Here is a 14,996-nt window from a genome sequence, read left to right as displayed (position 1 = left end):
AAACTAATAGGGTGTGCAGAGGGACTTAGCACCTTTGCCCGCCGGAGGCGAAATCAGTTCAACAAAAGCGCGATAGCGCATCATATCAAAAAGGCCCGGTGAACCGGGCCTTTTCAGAAGTTATTTACTTTGCATAGCCCACCGAGCGCCGTTCGCGGATAACGGTCACGCGAATCTGCCCCGGATAGGTCATGTTGTTTTCAATCTTGGTAGCGATGTCCTTACAGAGCATATGGGTATTATCGTCAGATACTTTTTCAGCATCAACCATAACCCTGATCTCACGGCCTGCCTGAATAGCGTAAGCTTTAGACACACCGTCAAAACAGGTAGCCACATTTTCAAGCTCTTCAAGACGCTTGACGTAATTTTCCAAAAGTTCCTTACGTGCACCGGGACGGGCACCGGACAGGGAGTCCGCAGCCTGTACAAGGGTAGCGAGTACGGATTTGGGAGGAACATCTTCGTGGTGAGCCTGAATAGCGTGGATGATCTCTTTGGACTCACCATGCTTCTTGGCCAGATCGGCACCGATAACAGCATGGGGGCCTTCGATTTCGTGGTCGACAGCCTTACCGATATCATGCAGCAGACCTGCGCGCTTGGCGATTTTCTCGTCCATGCCCAGTTCGGCAGCCATGATTCCACAGAGGAAAGCCACTTCAAGTGAGTGCTGGAGTACGTTCTGGGAGAAACTGGTGCGGTACTGGAGCTGACCGATGAGTTTGACGATTTCGGGATGGATACCGTGTACGCCAACATCGAAAGTAGCCTGTTCACCGATTTCACGGAGTTTGACGTCCATTTCCTGCTCAACTTTGTTGACAATGTCTTCAATGCGGGCGGGGTGGATACGTCCATCGTGTATCAAACGCTCAAGAGCCTGCTTGGCCACTTCGCGGCGCAGCGGGCTGTAAGCTGAAAGAACAACTGTTTCCGGGGTATCGTCGATGATCAGGTCAACACCGGTGGCAGCTTCAAGAGCGCGGATGTTGCGGCCTTCACGTCCGATAATGCGGCCCTTCATGTCTTCGGAAGGAAGGGTCACAGCGGTAACGGTCTGCTCGTTCACGTAATCGCCGGAGTAACGCTGAATAGCGAGGGCGAGAATTTTGCGAGCCTTGCGGGTTCCCTCTTCTTTAGCTTCCATTTCAATGGAACGAACCATTTTGGCAGCTTCGTGACGGGTCCGGCTTTCGATTTCGGTCATGAGCTTTTCACGCGCTTCTTCAACAGTCAGCCCGGAGACTTCCTGCAATTTACGCTCATGCTCATCTTTTCTTTTTTCAAGATCTTCACGAAGACCTTCGAGCTTCTTCTCCTGCTTGATCATGCGCTTTTCAAGGGTCACAACTTCGGACTCTTTGCTGGCTACTTTCTCAAGTTTATTCTCAAGACGCTCTTCTTTTTCCTGGAGACGCTCCTCCTGCCTTTTCAGGCCGCGCTCCATTTCTTTATACTCATTTTCCTGCTCTTTTTTCAGAGCATAAACTTCGTCCTGCCCCTGAAGCTTGATTTCCTTTTTCATGGCTTCAGCTTCTTTACGGGCTTCCTGGACGATACGGTCTGCCAATCCTTGCGAATCAGCCAGACGTTTGGAATTCACGTACCTATGCAGGGCGTAACCGCCTGCGGCACCTAGGGCGATTCCAAATAAAATCAGAAAAAAATCCCCAAACATGCCTTTCTCCTTTTATGTTGACAGGCCGCGGACGGCCTGATTCGTCACCACCGATCAATACAATCGGAAAGATTATAACAATCTGCAATGGAAAAAAGAGAATTAAAGGCTGGGTGAGGTGAGTTTTAAGTGGTCCGGCAGAAAAATTTAATAAATTAAACCTGTAAATTCATACCAAAGCCGAGAATCCCGTTATGGGACCCCGGAGATGCCGTGTTGCCGTATACGTTAGAACCTAGTCTAACAGGTGGGCGCCGCCCCCGAAGTTTCAGGCTTCCCGGTCGAACCGGGCTTGCACACCACTCCGGCGATGCATGGCTCCCTTACTTTTTATATTGGTTCAAAAGCTATAGGGCAATCACGCACTCCCCAGGGAAATTTCTTATATCTTAAAAAGCAGTGCTATGCACAACTTATCACTTCTCTAACAGCGCGTTTATTTTCTCTTCCATTGTTTCGAGCTTGCGGCTGTGTTCAAGGTAGTCATCGGCCAGACTTAAAGCCAGACAGGTGAGCAACTTCTCCCTGCTGACATCTTTTCCGCCCCGGATAAGCTCGCTGAATCTCTCTTCAAGCACATCTTTCGCGGCTATTATTCTTTCTTTGTCCGCATCGGTCTTGAATGAAATCTCAAGTCCGAGAACGGGAATAGTATAACGGGGCATATTAATCCGGCGACTGTAATCCTCTAGAATTTATATAAATCCAATCGTCTGTTTTACAGAGAACCGGACCTGAAAACCCTTATTCGATGGTACCTTCAACTTTGTTCAGGAGAACCTCAATGCGACTGCGGACTTCGTCCTTGCGCTGTTTCTCCTGCTCAAGTTCCTCAAGAAGAAATGCATTCTCTTCTTCGAGTTGCTTAATCTTTTGCAGCATTTTATCGAAACGTTCTTCCAAATGAGCGATTATTTCCATAGTCCTAACCTAATACCTTATCTTTACAAAATCAAGACTTCTTAGAAGTCCGGGAAATGTTGACCTGCTTGCCTCTTGCAACGCCCAGATCTCCATCTTTTACATTCTTGGTGATGGTGGAACCGGCACCTATCAAAGCACCTTTACCTATGGTGACCGGGGCCACCAATGCAGTGTTGCTACCGATGAACGCGCCCTCGCCGATGACAGTCTTATGCTTGTTCACCCCATCGTAATTGCAGGTGATGGTACCTGCGCCGATATTGGTTCCCGCGCCGATTTCACTGTCGCCGAGGTAGGTCAGATGGCTGGCCTTTGCGCCCTTGCCGAGTACAGCCTTTTTCACTTCAACGAAGTTACCGACCTTGGATTCTTCTTCAAGGACCGCACCGGGCCGCAATCTTCCATAAGGACCGACCATACAACCAGAGGCGACCTGCGCTTCTTCAAGATGACTGTAGGCCTTGATCACTGCACCGCCTTCGACAACGCTGTCTACAATGCGGACATGCGACTGAATCACTGCGCCGCGACCGATTCTGGAACGGCCGTAAATCTCGCACGGACCGGTAATTTCAGCACCCGGTTCAATAACAGCTCCGGGTCCGACTGCAACTGATTCCCAATTATGCAGGGTAACTCCGCTCTTAAGCAGCTCTTCAGCTGTTCTAAGACGCAGGGTCGTCTCAGCCTGAGCAAGCTCATACGGGCTGTTGATCCCCATGAGATCTATGGAGTTTCCTCCATTCACTGCGGTGACGTTCATGCCACATTCCACAGCAAGGTCAACAAGATCAGTAATATAATACTCCCCGCTCTTATTATTGTTGGTCAGTTTGCTAAGCAGTCTGTCCACAGCGGAAATTTTAAGACAATAGATTCCGGCATTCACTTCACCACTGGCCGGACCATAGACGGATTCATCATAATCCTTGGCTTCTACAATAGCGGTAACCTGACCATCATTATTACGGATAACCCTGCCGAAAGCAGCAGGTTCATCCGGGGTGATGCTCATGAAGGAAAGATCGGCACCATCCTTTTTAACCGCTGCAAGATAATCAGCAACGACCTGCTCCTGAATAAGCGGCGTATCACCATTGATAACCAGACAATACTCAGCCCCGGCAGCTTTGATTCGCTCCCAGCCCATCTGCAAAGCATGGCCTGTTCCAAGCTGCTCGGCCTGAAGCACGAAACGGTCCTTCATGTCCGGAAAAGCATTCTCAACCTGCTTTGCAGCAAAACCGACGATAGTGAAAACATCATCACCAAGAGATGGTTTCAATGCCTTATATACATAGTAGAGCATGGATTCGCCCAGCAAAGTTTTAAGCACCTTGGGACTGTCCGAATGCATACGAGTACCCTTGCCTCCGGCGAGCACAAGGGCGCAAGCAAATGAATTATTCATATAAACTATTCTCCAATATTTATTACTCGCCACTTGTTAACAGGTTGCCGCACTTGAGTAAATGCGTAAAAAAAAATTGCTGAATTTAATTTCACCGCTTTTTCAACGGGATATATAACAATTTAAACAAAAAAAGGAGCAGACTGTTTAAACAGTCTGCTCCCTGATAGCCATGGGGCTTTAGAGGCTGAAACTAAGCTCTAGTGAGTGGTAGTCCCGGCCTTTTGCGCCGCATCTTTACAGGTCAAGCGTGCAAGTGCTCTCTGAAGAGAGGCCTGTGCGCGAGCTGATTCAATGCGATCCTGTGCTTTAGCCAAACGAGCCTTCGCTTTATCCTGAGCTTTCTGAGCCCGAGCGATGTCGATCTCAACGGCCTTTTCAGCAACTTCGGCGAGAATGGTCACTTTGTTGCTTCCGACTTCAGCAAAGCCGCCGGAAACAAAGATGTAGTGAGTGCGGTTACCTTCTTTAAAGTAGAGGTTACCTACGCCGAGAGCCGAAAGAAAGGGTATGTGATTGGCCATAATACCAAACTCACCCTCAATCCCCGGTGCGCCGACATAGTCGACTTCCTGGGAAAGGACCTTGCGATCAGGAGTAACGATTTCCAAAAGGAGCTTACTAGCCATAATCGCGTCCTATGCTATTTGTTTTTCTCTTTTTCAATGGCTTCTTCGATTGCGCCAACCATGTAGAAAGAGTTTTCAGCCATGTCATCGTATTCGCCGTCGAGGATTCCTCTGAAAGCCTTAACAGTGTCCTCGAGCTTTACGTAAACGCCGGGGGTACCGGTGAAAACTTCAGCAACGTGGAAGGGCTGGGAGAGGAAACGCTGGATGCGACGAGCACGTGCAACAGTCTGTTTATCTTCATCGGACAGTTCATCCATACCGAGAATGGCGATGATGTCCTGAAGGTCTTTATATTTCTGCAGAACCATCTGAACTTCACGAGCAGTCGCGTAGTGCTCAGCACCCAGAACATCTGGAGCGAGGATACGGGAGGTGGAGTCAAGAGGGTCAACCGCGGGGTAAATACCGAGCTCTGCAATCTGACGGGAAAGAACGAGAGTACCGTCAAGGTGAGAGAAGGTGGTTGCCGGTGCGGGGTCAGTAAGGTCATCCGCAGGTACGTAAACAGCCTGAACAGAGGTAATGGAACCTTTGTTGGTGGAGGTAATACGTTCCTGAAGTCCACCAAGGTCAGTACCGAGAGTAGGCTGGTAACCAACAGCAGAAGGCATACGACCGAGAAGTGCGGATACCTCAGAACCTGCCTGGGTGAAGCGGAAGATGTTATCAACAAAGAGAAGAACGTCTTCACCTTCTACATCACGGAAGTACTCAGCGATGGTCAGAGCGGTCAGTGCAACACGAGCACGTGCTCCCGGAGGTTCGTTCATCTGGCCGTATACGAGAGCAGACTTCTCAAGAACGCCTGCGTCTTTCATTTCATGGTAGAGGTCGTTACCTTCACGGGTACGCTCACCAACACCTGCGAAGCAAGATTTACCACCGTGCTGTTTCGCAATGTTGTTAATCATTTCCATCAGAATAACGGTTTTACCAACACCTGCGCCGCCGAAGAGGCCCATCTTACCACCCTTGGGGAAGGGGACGAGAAGGTCAACAACTTTGATACCGGTTTCCAGCAGTTCAACTTTGGTGGACTGCTCGGTGAATTCCGGAGCTGCGCGGTGAATAGGCATGGAATCTTTAGCGTCAATGGGGCCCAGTTCATCAACAGGACGACCAACAACGTTAAGGATACGACCGAGTACGCCATCGCCGACAGGTACGGAGATAGATTCGCCGATTGCTACTACTTCCATGCCGCGAACGAGACCTTCGGTAGCGTCCATAGCGATGGTACGAACAACGTTGTCACCGAGGTGCTGTGCAACCTCACACACCAGGTCAGGTGCGTCGGTGTTGTTCGGGTTATCAATCTCGACCGCAGTCAGAATGTTGGGCAATTGCCCTTCAGGAAATTCGACGTCAACAACCGCGCCGATAACCTGAACAATTTTACCTGTAACTTTACTCATCAGAGTAACCCCCTATATTATCCTTTCAGCGCTTCTGCGCCGCCGACAATGTCCATAAGATCCGCGGTAATAGCGGCCTGCCTGGTTTTGTTATAAAGCAAGGTCAGAGTTTGGGTCATATCGTCACATGCTCTGGATGCGTTATCCATGGCAGCCATGCGAGCAGCGTGCTCACTGGTGGATGTGTCGAGCAGACCGCGATAAACCTGAACCTTAACAAAACGGGGCAGCAGCTCCGCGAGAAGGCCTTCAACGGAAGGTTCATAAATGTACTCGCTGCTAGCGCCGGACTCAGCTTCTTCACCTACTGCGTCAGAAGACATAGGCAGGATCTGGAGGGTGGTCGGGGGCTGGCTGGCGACACTTACGAATTTACCGAAGACAAGGAAAACCTCATCAAGCTCTTCAGCGAGGTAGGCGTCGATAACTTTGTTACCGATGGATGCAGCCAGATTGAAGTCGAAGGAGCCCATGTCATCATTGTAAGCTTCAATGATTTCGTGCTCAGTCTTCTTAACGGCGGCAGCGCCTTTTTTACCTACGCAGTAAAACTTAACAGCCTTACCTTCAGCCTTCTTTTCTGCAGCCAGTTTAAGAGCTGCATTTATCATATTCGTATTAAAACTACCGCAAAGTCCGCGATCAGAAGTAGCAAGGACAATACCTACACTTTTGATCTCTTCGTGGACTTCGAGCAGAGGGTGGACTGAAGAGTCCGCGCCTGCTGCCAGATCACCGAGCATTTCATAGAATTTGTCAGCGTAGGGGCGGAAGCGCTCAATTCTATCCTGAGCACCGCGCAGCTTTGCCGACGCAACCATGTTCATGGCTTTGGTAATCTGCTTAGTCTTTTTAATACTGACGATTTGGTTTTGGACATCCTTAAGAGAAGCCATCAGTACCTCCCAGGATTAAGCTGTGAAACCTTTATTGAACTCTTCCAGAGCGGCCTTCAGCTTGCCTTCGATATCATCGTCAATAGCGCCTTTAGTCTTGATGCCTTCAATGATTTCAGGTTTCGCGTTAGCGATAAATTCCTGAAGTTCATCTTCATATTTACGTACTGCGGTAACAGGAACTTCATCCATGTAGCCGCGAGTACCGGCGTACAGGGAGATAACCTGCTGCATTACGTTCATGGGCTTGTACTGAGGCTGCTTAAGAAGCTCAACCATGCGTGCACCGCGGTTCAGCTTCTGCTGGGTGGCCTTATCAAGGTCGGAACCGAAAGCTGCGAAAGCTGCCAGTTCACGATACTGTGCGAGGTCAAGACGCAGAGTACCGGCAACCTGTTTCATCGCTTTAATCTGAGCAGCACCACCAACTCGGGATACGGACAGACCTACGTTAACAGCAGGACGGATACCGGAGTTGAAGAGGTTGGGCTCAAGGTAAACCTGACCATCGGTAATGGAGATAACGTTGGTCGGAATGTATGCGGATACGTCACCGGCCTGAGTTTCAATGATAGGCAGAGCTGTCAGAGAACCAGCGCCGAGGCTGTCGTTAACTTTGCAGGAACGCTCAAGAAGGCGTGAGTGCAGGTAGAAAACGTCACCGGGGTATGCTTCACGTCCCGGAGGGCGACGAAGCAGGAGAGACATCTGTCTGTATGCAACAGCCTGTTTGGAAAGGTCATCGTATGCGATGAGGGCGTGCTTACCACCGTCACGGTAGTACTCAGCCATGGTTGCACCGGTGTATGCAGAAATAAACTGCAAAGGTGCAGGTTCAGATGCTGTTGCAGAAATGATTGTGGTGTATTCCATTGCACCGTGCTTACGCAGAATGTCAGCAACAAGAGCAACTGCTGCTTTTTTCTGACCGATAGCTACGTAGAAGCAGTGGATACCGGAATCTTTCTGAGCAAGAATAGCGTCAACACAAATCGCAGTTTTACCGACCTGACGGTCACCAATTACGAGTTCACGCTGACCGCGTCCGATGGGAGTCATCGCATCAATCGCTTTCAGACCGGTGTACATGGGCTCATGTACGGACTTACGTGCGATGATACCGGGAGCTTTAAGCTCAACGGGACGAGTTTCTTCTGCTTCAATGGGTCCGAGACCGTCAATGGGCTGACCGAGAGGGTTCACAACGCGACCCATAACTGCCGATCCAACGGGAACGGAGAAGAGCTTGCCGGTACGTTTTACCGGGTCACCTTCTTTAATGCCGGTATCGTCACCCAGAAGAGCAACACCGACGTTATCTTCTTCGAGGTTGAGAACCATGCCCATCAGGCCGCCGGGGAACTCAAGGAGTTCCATAGCCATTGCGTTCTCAACACCATGAACACGAGCAATACCGTCACCAACATAGAGAACGGTACCGGTTTCGCTCATCTCGACCTTAGACTCATAATTCTGAATCTGATCTTCAATGATTTTGCTGATTTCTTCCGCTTTAATTTGCATGGCCCTACACACCCCTTTTAATCTGTTCTTTCATCATTTGCAGCTGTGCGCGAATGCTTGCATCAAGAACTTTATCGCCAACCTGAAGAACAACACCTCCGAGGATGTCTTTATCCATAGCAAAATCGAGCTCGAGCTTGCTTTTCAGTTGTTCTTCAAGACGGGTTTTAATTTCTTTCTGACGCTTAACAGTCAGCTTGATTGCAGTCACCAGTTTGCCACGGACGACACCTTGTACGTTGTCCAGCATTCCTGCGAAGTCACTTGAGATCTCAGGAATAACCGGTAGACGCCCTTTGTCGGCCAGAAGGCTGCAAAAGTTTTTAACCACAGGTCCTGCCGAGGTCTTCTCAAGCAGTTTTTCAAGCACGGCTTTCTTTTCTTCCGCACTGAAAACAGGATTCTGGAAGAGCCTCAGGGCCTCCGGGGAATCTTCCAGTATCTGGGACAACTCGGTCAGTGCCTTACCGTACGCCGCAAGGTCATTCTCTCCCTGCTTCTGGCCAACAGAGAACAGCGCCTTGGCGTATCTGCGTGAGACTATGTTCCCGGTCATTAGAGCACCACCTTTGTTAAGTATTCATCCACCAGAGTCTCGTGCTGAGCTTTGGTAAGTTTGCTCTTGACGATTTTCTCAGCTGCTTCAATGACCTGATCAGCCATTTCAGCACGCATTTCGTCGAGGGCAACATTTACTTCCTGCTCTGCGGAGACTGTGGCCTGAGCTTTGATCTGCTCGGCAGTCTGCTCGGCTTTCTGGATGATCGCCGCCTTCATGGCCTCGCCCTGTGTTCTGGCTTCGGAAAGGATGGAATCCTTTTCCTGTTCCAGATTAGCAATACTTGATTCGACGTCGCGGAGCTTTTTCTCTGCTGCTTCCTTGCGGGATTGCAGATCGCTAAGCTCCTGTTTGATACCTGCCTGGCGTCCTTTGAAGAGAGAGGCGATTTTTTCGCCTGCAAACTTATAAAGGATCCCAATAACGAGGATCAAGTTAAGTACACGCCAACCGAAGTTTGCCCAGGGAATCTCGTGCGCCCCTTCTCCACCGCTTGCATAGGCTGCGCCTGCTGCCAGCAGTACGGAAAGAGCGGCTGTTGCCATGATCATGTTTTTCCGCTTCAAGGCTAAACCCCCCTTCGATATTGATTAGGCCTAGCCAAGAACCTTGGCTGTAACCTTCTGAGCAAAAGCTTCAACTTCGCCACCAAGAACCTTCATTGCTGCACCTTTGTCAGCTGCAACCTCCGCACGAGCTTCCTTCATAGTCACGGCTGCGACTTTTCCGGCCTCGGCGAGCAATGTCTGTTCCTGATCGGCTCCCTGTTCTTTGAAGTCGTTCCGGATTTCCATTCCCTCTTTACGGGCAGAGTCCAGAGCAGCTTCGTAATCCTTAACCTTGTTTTCAGCCTGTCCGTTGAAATTTTCAACTTTGGAGAGCTGGTCGCTCATGAGCTCCGCGCGTCTCCTGATGATTTCACGAATAGGACGAAACATGAGAAGGTTGAGAACAAGAAGGGTGATGATGAAGTTCGCTAACTGGATAAAAAAGCTAATATCTAAATCAATCATGCCTGCTCCCGAAAAGGTTGTGAATTTTTGTCCAAAGTCAGTTGCGGTGTAGCTAAATTCTAAGCTTGTGTCAAAGGGTTTTTGAAAATGAATCGGTTACTTTTCGCCGATTAAGCCCCGTCAACACTGGCTTGTTATTTTTTTAACTAATTTCTTCTGTTTCTGTTTCAGGCACGGAAGCAGAGCTTGAACTCATGGTTACACGCCCTTCAAGAACCGCTCCTTCCTCTACAACCAGAGTCGGGGTAACCAGGTTACCCTGCAAATTAGCAGTCTTGTGCAGAACAGCTTTTTCACTGGCATAAACCTCTCCGGTTACCCGGCCACTCAGAACAAGCTGACCGACCCGCAGAACACCTTCAACCTTCGCTTCCCGGCCAACGACCAGAGTACCCTCTGATTCGACTTCGCCGTTAAAATTACCGTCAATACGTACGGCACCCTGAAAATTCAGCTTTCCCTGATAATCGGTTCCACTGCCTAAGAATGCATTTATTTCGTCTTTTGCCATTTTTATCTCCTTTTCCCCAGAGCCGGTTTTAGAAAATCCAAACATACGGCTTACCCCTGTTTAAAAACGTAACGTCTCATGGAAACGTTTAAAACGAGTCCCACGAGACAAAGATTGACCACAGTGCCGCTGCCACCGTAGCTGATAAATGGTAAAGGGATGCCTACTACCGGCATTAGCCCGAGGACCATACCCATATTGATAAGGATTTGCCAGAAGAAATAAAAGAATACGCCTGCCGCAAGATAGCTTCCGAACAGGTCTTTTGCCTCTCTGGCAGTGACCACCATTTGATACAGAAACACGCAAAATAGACTAAGCAGAGCCATGGCTCCGGCAAAGCCCCATTCTTCACCGAAAACCGCGATGGCAAAGTCGGTATGCTTTTCAGGCAGAAAACGCAGCTGAGACTGTGTTCCGCCCAGAAACCCCTTGCCCCAGACCCTCCCGGATCCGATAGCGATTTCCGATTGGATAATATGATATCCCGCGCCAAGCGGATCGCTGGCCGGATTCATGAATGAAACAATACGCCGCTTCTGGTAATCGTGCAGAAAAAACCAGCCGATAGGAATAAGGCATGGGCCTACAAGAGCCAAGGTTTTAAACAACTTGGGCGTCAGTCCGCGATAAAGGATCATCCCTCCCAGAATGAGCAGGATATTAAGCCCGGAGCCAAGGTCCGGCTGAGTGATAACCATACCTGCCGGAATCAACCCGACCCCTACTACATAGGCTAAATTCTTAATATTAAGCGGATCACTGCTGCGGGAAAGAATCTTGGCCCCGATGACCAGAATGGTAATCTTGGCCATTTCACTGGGCTGAAAATTAAAGAACCCCAGATCAAGCCAACGCCGGGCACCGTAAATGGTTTTACCAATGACCGGAACACAAGCCAGCAAAATAACCGTTACCCAGAAGAGAGGCCATGCAATGGTCCTCAAGTGCCGGTAATCGAAAAGCATGAAGGTAATCATGCCGGCAAAACCCATAAGTCCCCAGATGAGCTGCTTCTGATAGAATGAGCTGACACTCATGCCTTCTTCAAGCCTGAATCCGCTGGCGGAATAAAGATTGAGCACTCCCACAAAGAAAAGCATGGCCGCCAGCCCCAGCAGGAACCAGTTCATATGAATAAGTAGTCTGCGGTCAATGGGAGACATTATTTCTTACCCTTCTTGCCTTTGAAAATATGATCATAAATGGCTTTAACAATCGGACCTGCACCGGAACTGCCGTGCAGCCCGTGTTCAACCATGCAGACCACCACGTAACGCTGGGTATCTTTTTCCGCAAAACTGGCCATCCATGCGTGGTCTCTATACTTGTAGGGGATGTCCTCATCCTTCATTTTCTTCAGCTCATCTGTGAGCTTAACCACCTGAGCTGTACCGGTCTTACCACCGACAACCACCCCTTTCATGCGTAGCCTGCGCGCTGTTCCACGGGGACCGTCCACTGTTTCGATCATGGCCTTGCGAATTATTTCACGTTGTCTGTCTGTAAGGGGAATTACTCCCTGCTCTTCAGCGGGTTCACCGGCCAGAAGCTGCGGACGAAGCAGCCTGCCGCCGTTTATAAGTGATGAAATGGAACGAGCCACCTGCAATGGAGTAACAAGGGTATACCCCTGTCCGATGGAAAAATTCAGGTTTTCACCGGGATGCCAGATTTCACCGAACCTTCTGCGCTTCCATTTACGGGTCGGAATCAATCCACCCTTTTCATGGGGCAGGGAAATACCGGTAGGTTTGCCGAACCCTGCGGCAAAGGCATACTCACTAAGCCTGTCAACACCGAGCTTTTTACCTAATTTGTAATAATAGACGTCGCAGGACTGCACCAGCGACTTTTCAAGGTTGGTTTCCCCGTGACCGCCTTTCTTCCAGCAACGAAAGACATATTTACCCAGCTTCATATGACCGGGACAATAAACCGTATCTTCAGGTGTGATTACTCCGTAGTGCAACCCAGCCCCGGCAACAGTCATCTTGAAAACCGATCCCGGCGGATACACAGACTGGATCACCCTGTTCTGCAAAGGAGTTCTGGGATCATCACGCAATGCAACCCACTGCTTCTGGGAAAGCCCGTCAGTGAAAGCATTGTTATCGTAGGAAGGAGAACTGACGAAAGCCAGAATCTGGCCGTTATCAGGATTCATGACCACCACAGCTCCGGCTTTACCCTCAAGCAACTTGCCACCCAGTTCCTGCAAACCAAGATCAATGGAAAGATCAATATCCTCTCCGGCAATGGGTGGATTCAGGATACGTTGCTTAAGCCTGCGTCCGGTGGCGTCCACTTCACTCTGTCTGCGGCCCTTGATGCCCCGGAATCTTTTTTCCAGAACAGACTCAAGACCCTGCTTACCCACATAATCGCCGACAGCGAGATCAGAATCATTTTCAAGTTCAGCTTCGTCCACTTCGGACACATATCCGAGAACATGTGAAAGAAGCGGCCCCTGCAAGTATTTACGCCGGGGACGGACCACCACCTCCAGACCTGGCCAGTGCAGCGAATTAGCTTCGATGACTGCCACCTGTTCGAAAGTAAGGTTGGGAACGAGAATAAGGGGTTCAAAGGGTTTGACCCTACGCCGGGATTTCTTGAAGACTTTTTTCAGCTTGCCGAGATCTACCCCGGTCCACTCAGAAACGGTTATCAGGGTAGCGTCGAGATCCTTGCAGTCCTCACGGACAATACCGAGAGCATAAGCCGGTTCATTAACCGCCAGCAGCTGACCGTTGCGATCCCTGAGCAACCCGCGCGGGGCATAAAGATTATCCTGACGTAACTGGTTGTTCCGGGCCTGCTCGGAAAAATACTCGCCTTTATGTATCTGCAAATACCAGAAACGCAGGGCAAAAATACAGAACAGGAGCAGAATAAGCCCCTGCAAGAGCAACAGGCCGTTCTTTGGCGGCTGCTGGGTCTTGGATTCATACAGGCTCATGTTTAAACCTTTCCGGATAGATATATTTCAGCAGGAGCCATTCGGCTGGGAAAATTGCGGCTTGCAGGACGCCCTCAAAGATATAGCGGTCCGGCACCCAAACCATATCCGCCAGCATAGACATCATCCCGGTCAGCACAGGATGCAACGCACCAAGCACACAACCGCAAAGCAGAGCGAACATCATGGACTGCACATCGAAAAACATCGCCCCACAGCGATACAAGACAAGGATGGAAGAATACCAGAGGACGGAATAACCGAAGGGAAGACCGCCAATACCGTCCTGAACAAGGGACCAGATAATGATCAGCCAGATAATATGGTATTTCTTTTCCAGCTGAATACAAAGCAGCAATCCCGGAGCAAGAAAGTCCACTCCCGGCACAATTTTCTGTGCCCAGATTGCCGCAAAGCTGAAGCAGGCCCACCAGAAAGCGGAATACATGACCTAACTCCCTTCAGTGGTAGAATTTCCGGTCTGAGCCGTGGAATTGGTGTTCCCTGCTGTGGAATTTGAATCAACCATGCCCCGGTGCAACAGGAGAACATCTTCAATATTCTCCATATCCACTAAAGGCATCGCCTCCACATTCAGGAAAAGTGAAATATCAGAACGTTCAACAGAAACGACTTTAGCCACCGGCAAGCCCGGAGGGAACAGCCCGGCAAGCCCGGAGGTGACCAGAATCTCCCCTTCAGCCACCGGGGCGTTGAGCTTCATATATTTTACGCTGAGCGGCTCAGCCTCACCGTTACCAACCAGCAGCCCGGTGGAACGATGGATCTGCCCACGAACGGAAATCCTACTGTTGAGATCGGTAAGCAGCATGGCCTTGGATGCACTTAGCCCCGGCTCCACAACTCGGCCTACAATACCTAAAGACGTCATGACCGGTGTATCGGTAGCAACGCCGGAAAGCACACCTTTATTGATAATGATTGAATCAAGGGCGGCAGTCGGCCCCATGCGATGGGCAATTATGCGGGTTCCGTCTGTTTTCCAACCCTTAATGGGCTTAATCTCAAGCAGATGCTGGTAGCGCTCAGCCTCAGCGGCTTTTTCGCGTAGCTTCATGATCTCAAGACGCATCAAATCATTCTGGGAACTAAGCTGATCATTGAGCTGTTTCAAGCCCACAAGATAAACATACTTGTCCCAGAATTCCACAGACTGGTCATGCACATATTCACAGGGCCACAAAACCCACTTGACGATTTCAAGACCGGTAAATCCGGCCAGACGGTCCAGTTGTCCTGACCTCAAATTCCACGAATAGAGACTGAGGTAGACAAACAGGCCAATAATGACGGCTATAGCGGCGCGCTTAAGCTTCACACTTAATCCTCTGTAAATGAAAGCAGAGATTAAAAAACAATTAGAAAAAAGCTATAACCAGAAAGACGGAAGTCCGGACAGGGATTGTTGAAATCAATCTCAAATCCGGGTGCGGTCAATTTCTGAGGA

Annotated in this window: 16 protein-coding genes and 1 other RNA gene; all 17 read right to left on the bottom strand. The window is 49.8% G+C overall.

Going from position 1 to position 14,996, the window contains the following annotated elements; all coding sequences use genetic code 11:
* Positions 1 to 124: 124 nt before the first annotated feature.
* Positions 125 to 1,681 (bottom strand): ribonuclease Y, encoded by a 1,557-nt coding sequence (rny, locus tag FMS18_RS06640; protein WP_136675019.1) that lies wholly within the window; start codon positions 1,679 to 1,681, stop codon positions 125 to 127.
* Positions 1,682 to 1,876: 195 nt separating this feature from the next.
* A non-coding RNA gene (gene ssrS, locus FMS18_RS06635) (6S RNA) lies at positions 1,877 to 2,060 on the bottom strand.
* Between the two features lie 37 nt (positions 2,061 to 2,097).
* A complete protein-coding gene (locus FMS18_RS06630) occupies positions 2,098 to 2,346 on the bottom strand; it encodes a cell division protein ZapA (protein ID WP_136675020.1) in 249 nt (82 codons plus the stop codon).
* A 79-nt stretch (positions 2,347 to 2,425) separates the two neighbouring features.
* Positions 2,426 to 2,602, bottom strand: a complete 177-nt coding sequence (locus FMS18_RS20455; protein ID WP_203544546.1) for a hypothetical protein — start codon at positions 2,600 to 2,602, stop codon at positions 2,426 to 2,428.
* Positions 2,603 to 2,633: 31 nt separating this feature from the next.
* On the bottom strand, positions 2,634 to 4,016 hold the full coding sequence (gene glmU / locus FMS18_RS06625) for a bifunctional UDP-N-acetylglucosamine diphosphorylase/glucosamine-1-phosphate N-acetyltransferase GlmU (protein WP_163292955.1): 1,383 nt from the start codon (positions 4,014 to 4,016) through the stop codon (positions 2,634 to 2,636).
* A 200-nt stretch (positions 4,017 to 4,216) separates the two neighbouring features.
* Entirely contained in the window at positions 4,217 to 4,645 is a 429-nt protein-coding gene (locus FMS18_RS06620; RefSeq protein ID WP_163292954.1) for a F0F1 ATP synthase subunit epsilon, read from the bottom strand.
* Between the two features lie 14 nt (positions 4,646 to 4,659).
* A complete protein-coding gene (gene atpD / locus FMS18_RS06615; RefSeq protein WP_163292953.1) occupies positions 4,660 to 6,063 on the bottom strand; it encodes a F0F1 ATP synthase subunit beta in 1,404 nt (467 codons plus the stop codon).
* A gap of 17 nt (positions 6,064 to 6,080) precedes the next feature.
* On the bottom strand, positions 6,081 to 6,959 hold the full coding sequence (locus FMS18_RS06610) for a F0F1 ATP synthase subunit gamma (protein WP_163292952.1): 879 nt from the start codon (positions 6,957 to 6,959) through the stop codon (positions 6,081 to 6,083).
* A gap of 15 nt (positions 6,960 to 6,974) precedes the next feature.
* A complete protein-coding gene (atpA, locus tag FMS18_RS06605) occupies positions 6,975 to 8,483 on the bottom strand; it encodes a F0F1 ATP synthase subunit alpha (RefSeq protein WP_163292951.1) in 1,509 nt (502 codons plus the stop codon).
* Between the two features lie 4 nt (positions 8,484 to 8,487).
* The gene (locus FMS18_RS06600; RefSeq protein WP_163292950.1) at positions 8,488 to 9,039 is read right to left on the bottom strand and encodes a F0F1 ATP synthase subunit delta; all 552 of its coding nucleotides are present in this window, start codon (positions 9,037 to 9,039) and stop codon (positions 8,488 to 8,490) included.
* The gene (atpF, locus tag FMS18_RS06595; RefSeq protein WP_163293064.1) at positions 9,039 to 9,593 is read right to left on the bottom strand and encodes a F0F1 ATP synthase subunit B; all 555 of its coding nucleotides are present in this window, start codon (positions 9,591 to 9,593) and stop codon (positions 9,039 to 9,041) included. Before atpF ends, FMS18_RS06600 begins: the two co-directional genes overlap by 1 nt.
* A 45-nt stretch (positions 9,594 to 9,638) precedes the next feature.
* Positions 9,639 to 10,055 carry an ATP synthase F0 subunit B gene (locus FMS18_RS06590; RefSeq protein ID WP_163292949.1) on the bottom strand — a complete coding sequence of 139 codons (417 nt, stop codon included), beginning with the start codon at positions 10,053 to 10,055 and terminating at the stop codon, positions 9,639 to 9,641.
* 142 nt (positions 10,056 to 10,197) lie between these two features.
* Positions 10,198 to 10,566: a polymer-forming cytoskeletal protein gene (locus FMS18_RS06585; protein WP_163292948.1), complete on the bottom strand. Its 369-nt coding sequence runs from the start codon at positions 10,564 to 10,566 to the stop codon at positions 10,198 to 10,200.
* Positions 10,567 to 10,616: 50 nt separating this feature from the next.
* Entirely contained in the window at positions 10,617 to 11,732 is a 1,116-nt protein-coding gene (gene rodA / locus FMS18_RS06580; protein ID WP_163292947.1) for a rod shape-determining protein RodA, read from the bottom strand.
* Positions 11,732 to 13,528 carry a penicillin-binding protein 2 gene (mrdA, locus tag FMS18_RS06575; protein ID WP_163292946.1) on the bottom strand — a complete coding sequence of 599 codons (1,797 nt, stop codon included), beginning with the start codon at positions 13,526 to 13,528 and terminating at the stop codon, positions 11,732 to 11,734. Before mrdA ends, rodA begins: the two co-directional genes overlap by 1 nt.
* Positions 13,515 to 13,976 (bottom strand): hypothetical protein, encoded by a 462-nt coding sequence (locus FMS18_RS06570; protein WP_163292945.1) that lies wholly within the window; start codon positions 13,974 to 13,976, stop codon positions 13,515 to 13,517. The genes mrdA and FMS18_RS06570 overlap by 14 nt, the downstream gene beginning before the upstream one ends.
* A gap of 3 nt (positions 13,977 to 13,979) precedes the next feature.
* Positions 13,980 to 14,867, bottom strand: a complete 888-nt coding sequence (gene mreC, locus FMS18_RS06565; RefSeq protein ID WP_163292944.1) for a rod shape-determining protein MreC — start codon at positions 14,865 to 14,867, stop codon at positions 13,980 to 13,982.
* Positions 14,868 to 14,996: the final 129 nt, after the last annotated feature.

The organism is Desulfovibrio sp. JC022, assembly GCF_010470665.1.
Taxonomy (GTDB): domain Bacteria; phylum Desulfobacterota; class Desulfovibrionia; order Desulfovibrionales; family Desulfovibrionaceae; genus Maridesulfovibrio.
The sequence above is the reverse complement of the archived record's forward strand: the minus strand, read 5'-3'. Positions and strand labels throughout refer to the sequence as shown.

Excerpts from the sequence above, each read along its gene's own strand:
- rny (WP_136675019.1), bottom strand. The coding sequence starts at position 1,681 with ATGTTTGGGGATTTTTTTCTGATTTTATTTGGAATCGCCCTAGGTGCC.
- FMS18_RS06630 (WP_136675020.1), bottom strand. The coding sequence starts at position 2,346 with ATGCCCCGTTATACTATTCCCGTTCTCGGACTTGAGATTTCATTCAAG.
- FMS18_RS20455 (WP_203544546.1), bottom strand. The coding sequence starts at position 2,602 with ATGGAAATAATCGCTCATTTGGAAGAACGTTTCGATAAAATGCTGCAA.
- glmU (WP_163292955.1), bottom strand. The coding sequence starts at position 4,016 with ATGAATAATTCATTTGCTTGCGCCCTTGTGCTCGCCGGAGGCAAGGGT.
- FMS18_RS06620 (WP_163292954.1), bottom strand. The coding sequence starts at position 4,645 with ATGGCTAGTAAGCTCCTTTTGGAAATCGTTACTCCTGATCGCAAGGTC.
- atpD (WP_163292953.1), bottom strand. The coding sequence starts at position 6,063 with ATGAGTAAAGTTACAGGTAAAATTGTTCAGGTTATCGGCGCGGTTGTT.
- FMS18_RS06610 (WP_163292952.1), bottom strand. The coding sequence starts at position 6,959 with ATGGCTTCTCTTAAGGATGTCCAAAACCAAATCGTCAGTATTAAAAAG.
- atpA (WP_163292951.1), bottom strand. The coding sequence starts at position 8,483 with ATGCAAATTAAAGCGGAAGAAATCAGCAAAATCATTGAAGATCAGATT.
- FMS18_RS06600 (WP_163292950.1), bottom strand. The coding sequence starts at position 9,039 with ATGACCGGGAACATAGTCTCACGCAGATACGCCAAGGCGCTGTTCTCT.
- atpF (WP_163293064.1), bottom strand. The coding sequence starts at position 9,593 with ATGATCATGGCAACAGCCGCTCTTTCCGTACTGCTGGCAGCAGGCGCA.
- FMS18_RS06590 (WP_163292949.1), bottom strand. The coding sequence starts at position 10,055 with ATGATTGATTTAGATATTAGCTTTTTTATCCAGTTAGCGAACTTCATC.
- FMS18_RS06585 (WP_163292948.1), bottom strand. The coding sequence starts at position 10,566 with ATGGCAAAAGACGAAATAAATGCATTCTTAGGCAGTGGAACCGATTAT.
- rodA (WP_163292947.1), bottom strand. The coding sequence starts at position 11,732 with ATGTCTCCCATTGACCGCAGACTACTTATTCATATGAACTGGTTCCTG.
- mrdA (WP_163292946.1), bottom strand. The coding sequence starts at position 13,528 with ATGAGCCTGTATGAATCCAAGACCCAGCAGCCGCCAAAGAACGGCCTG.
- FMS18_RS06570 (WP_163292945.1), bottom strand. The coding sequence starts at position 13,976 with ATGTATTCCGCTTTCTGGTGGGCCTGCTTCAGCTTTGCGGCAATCTGG.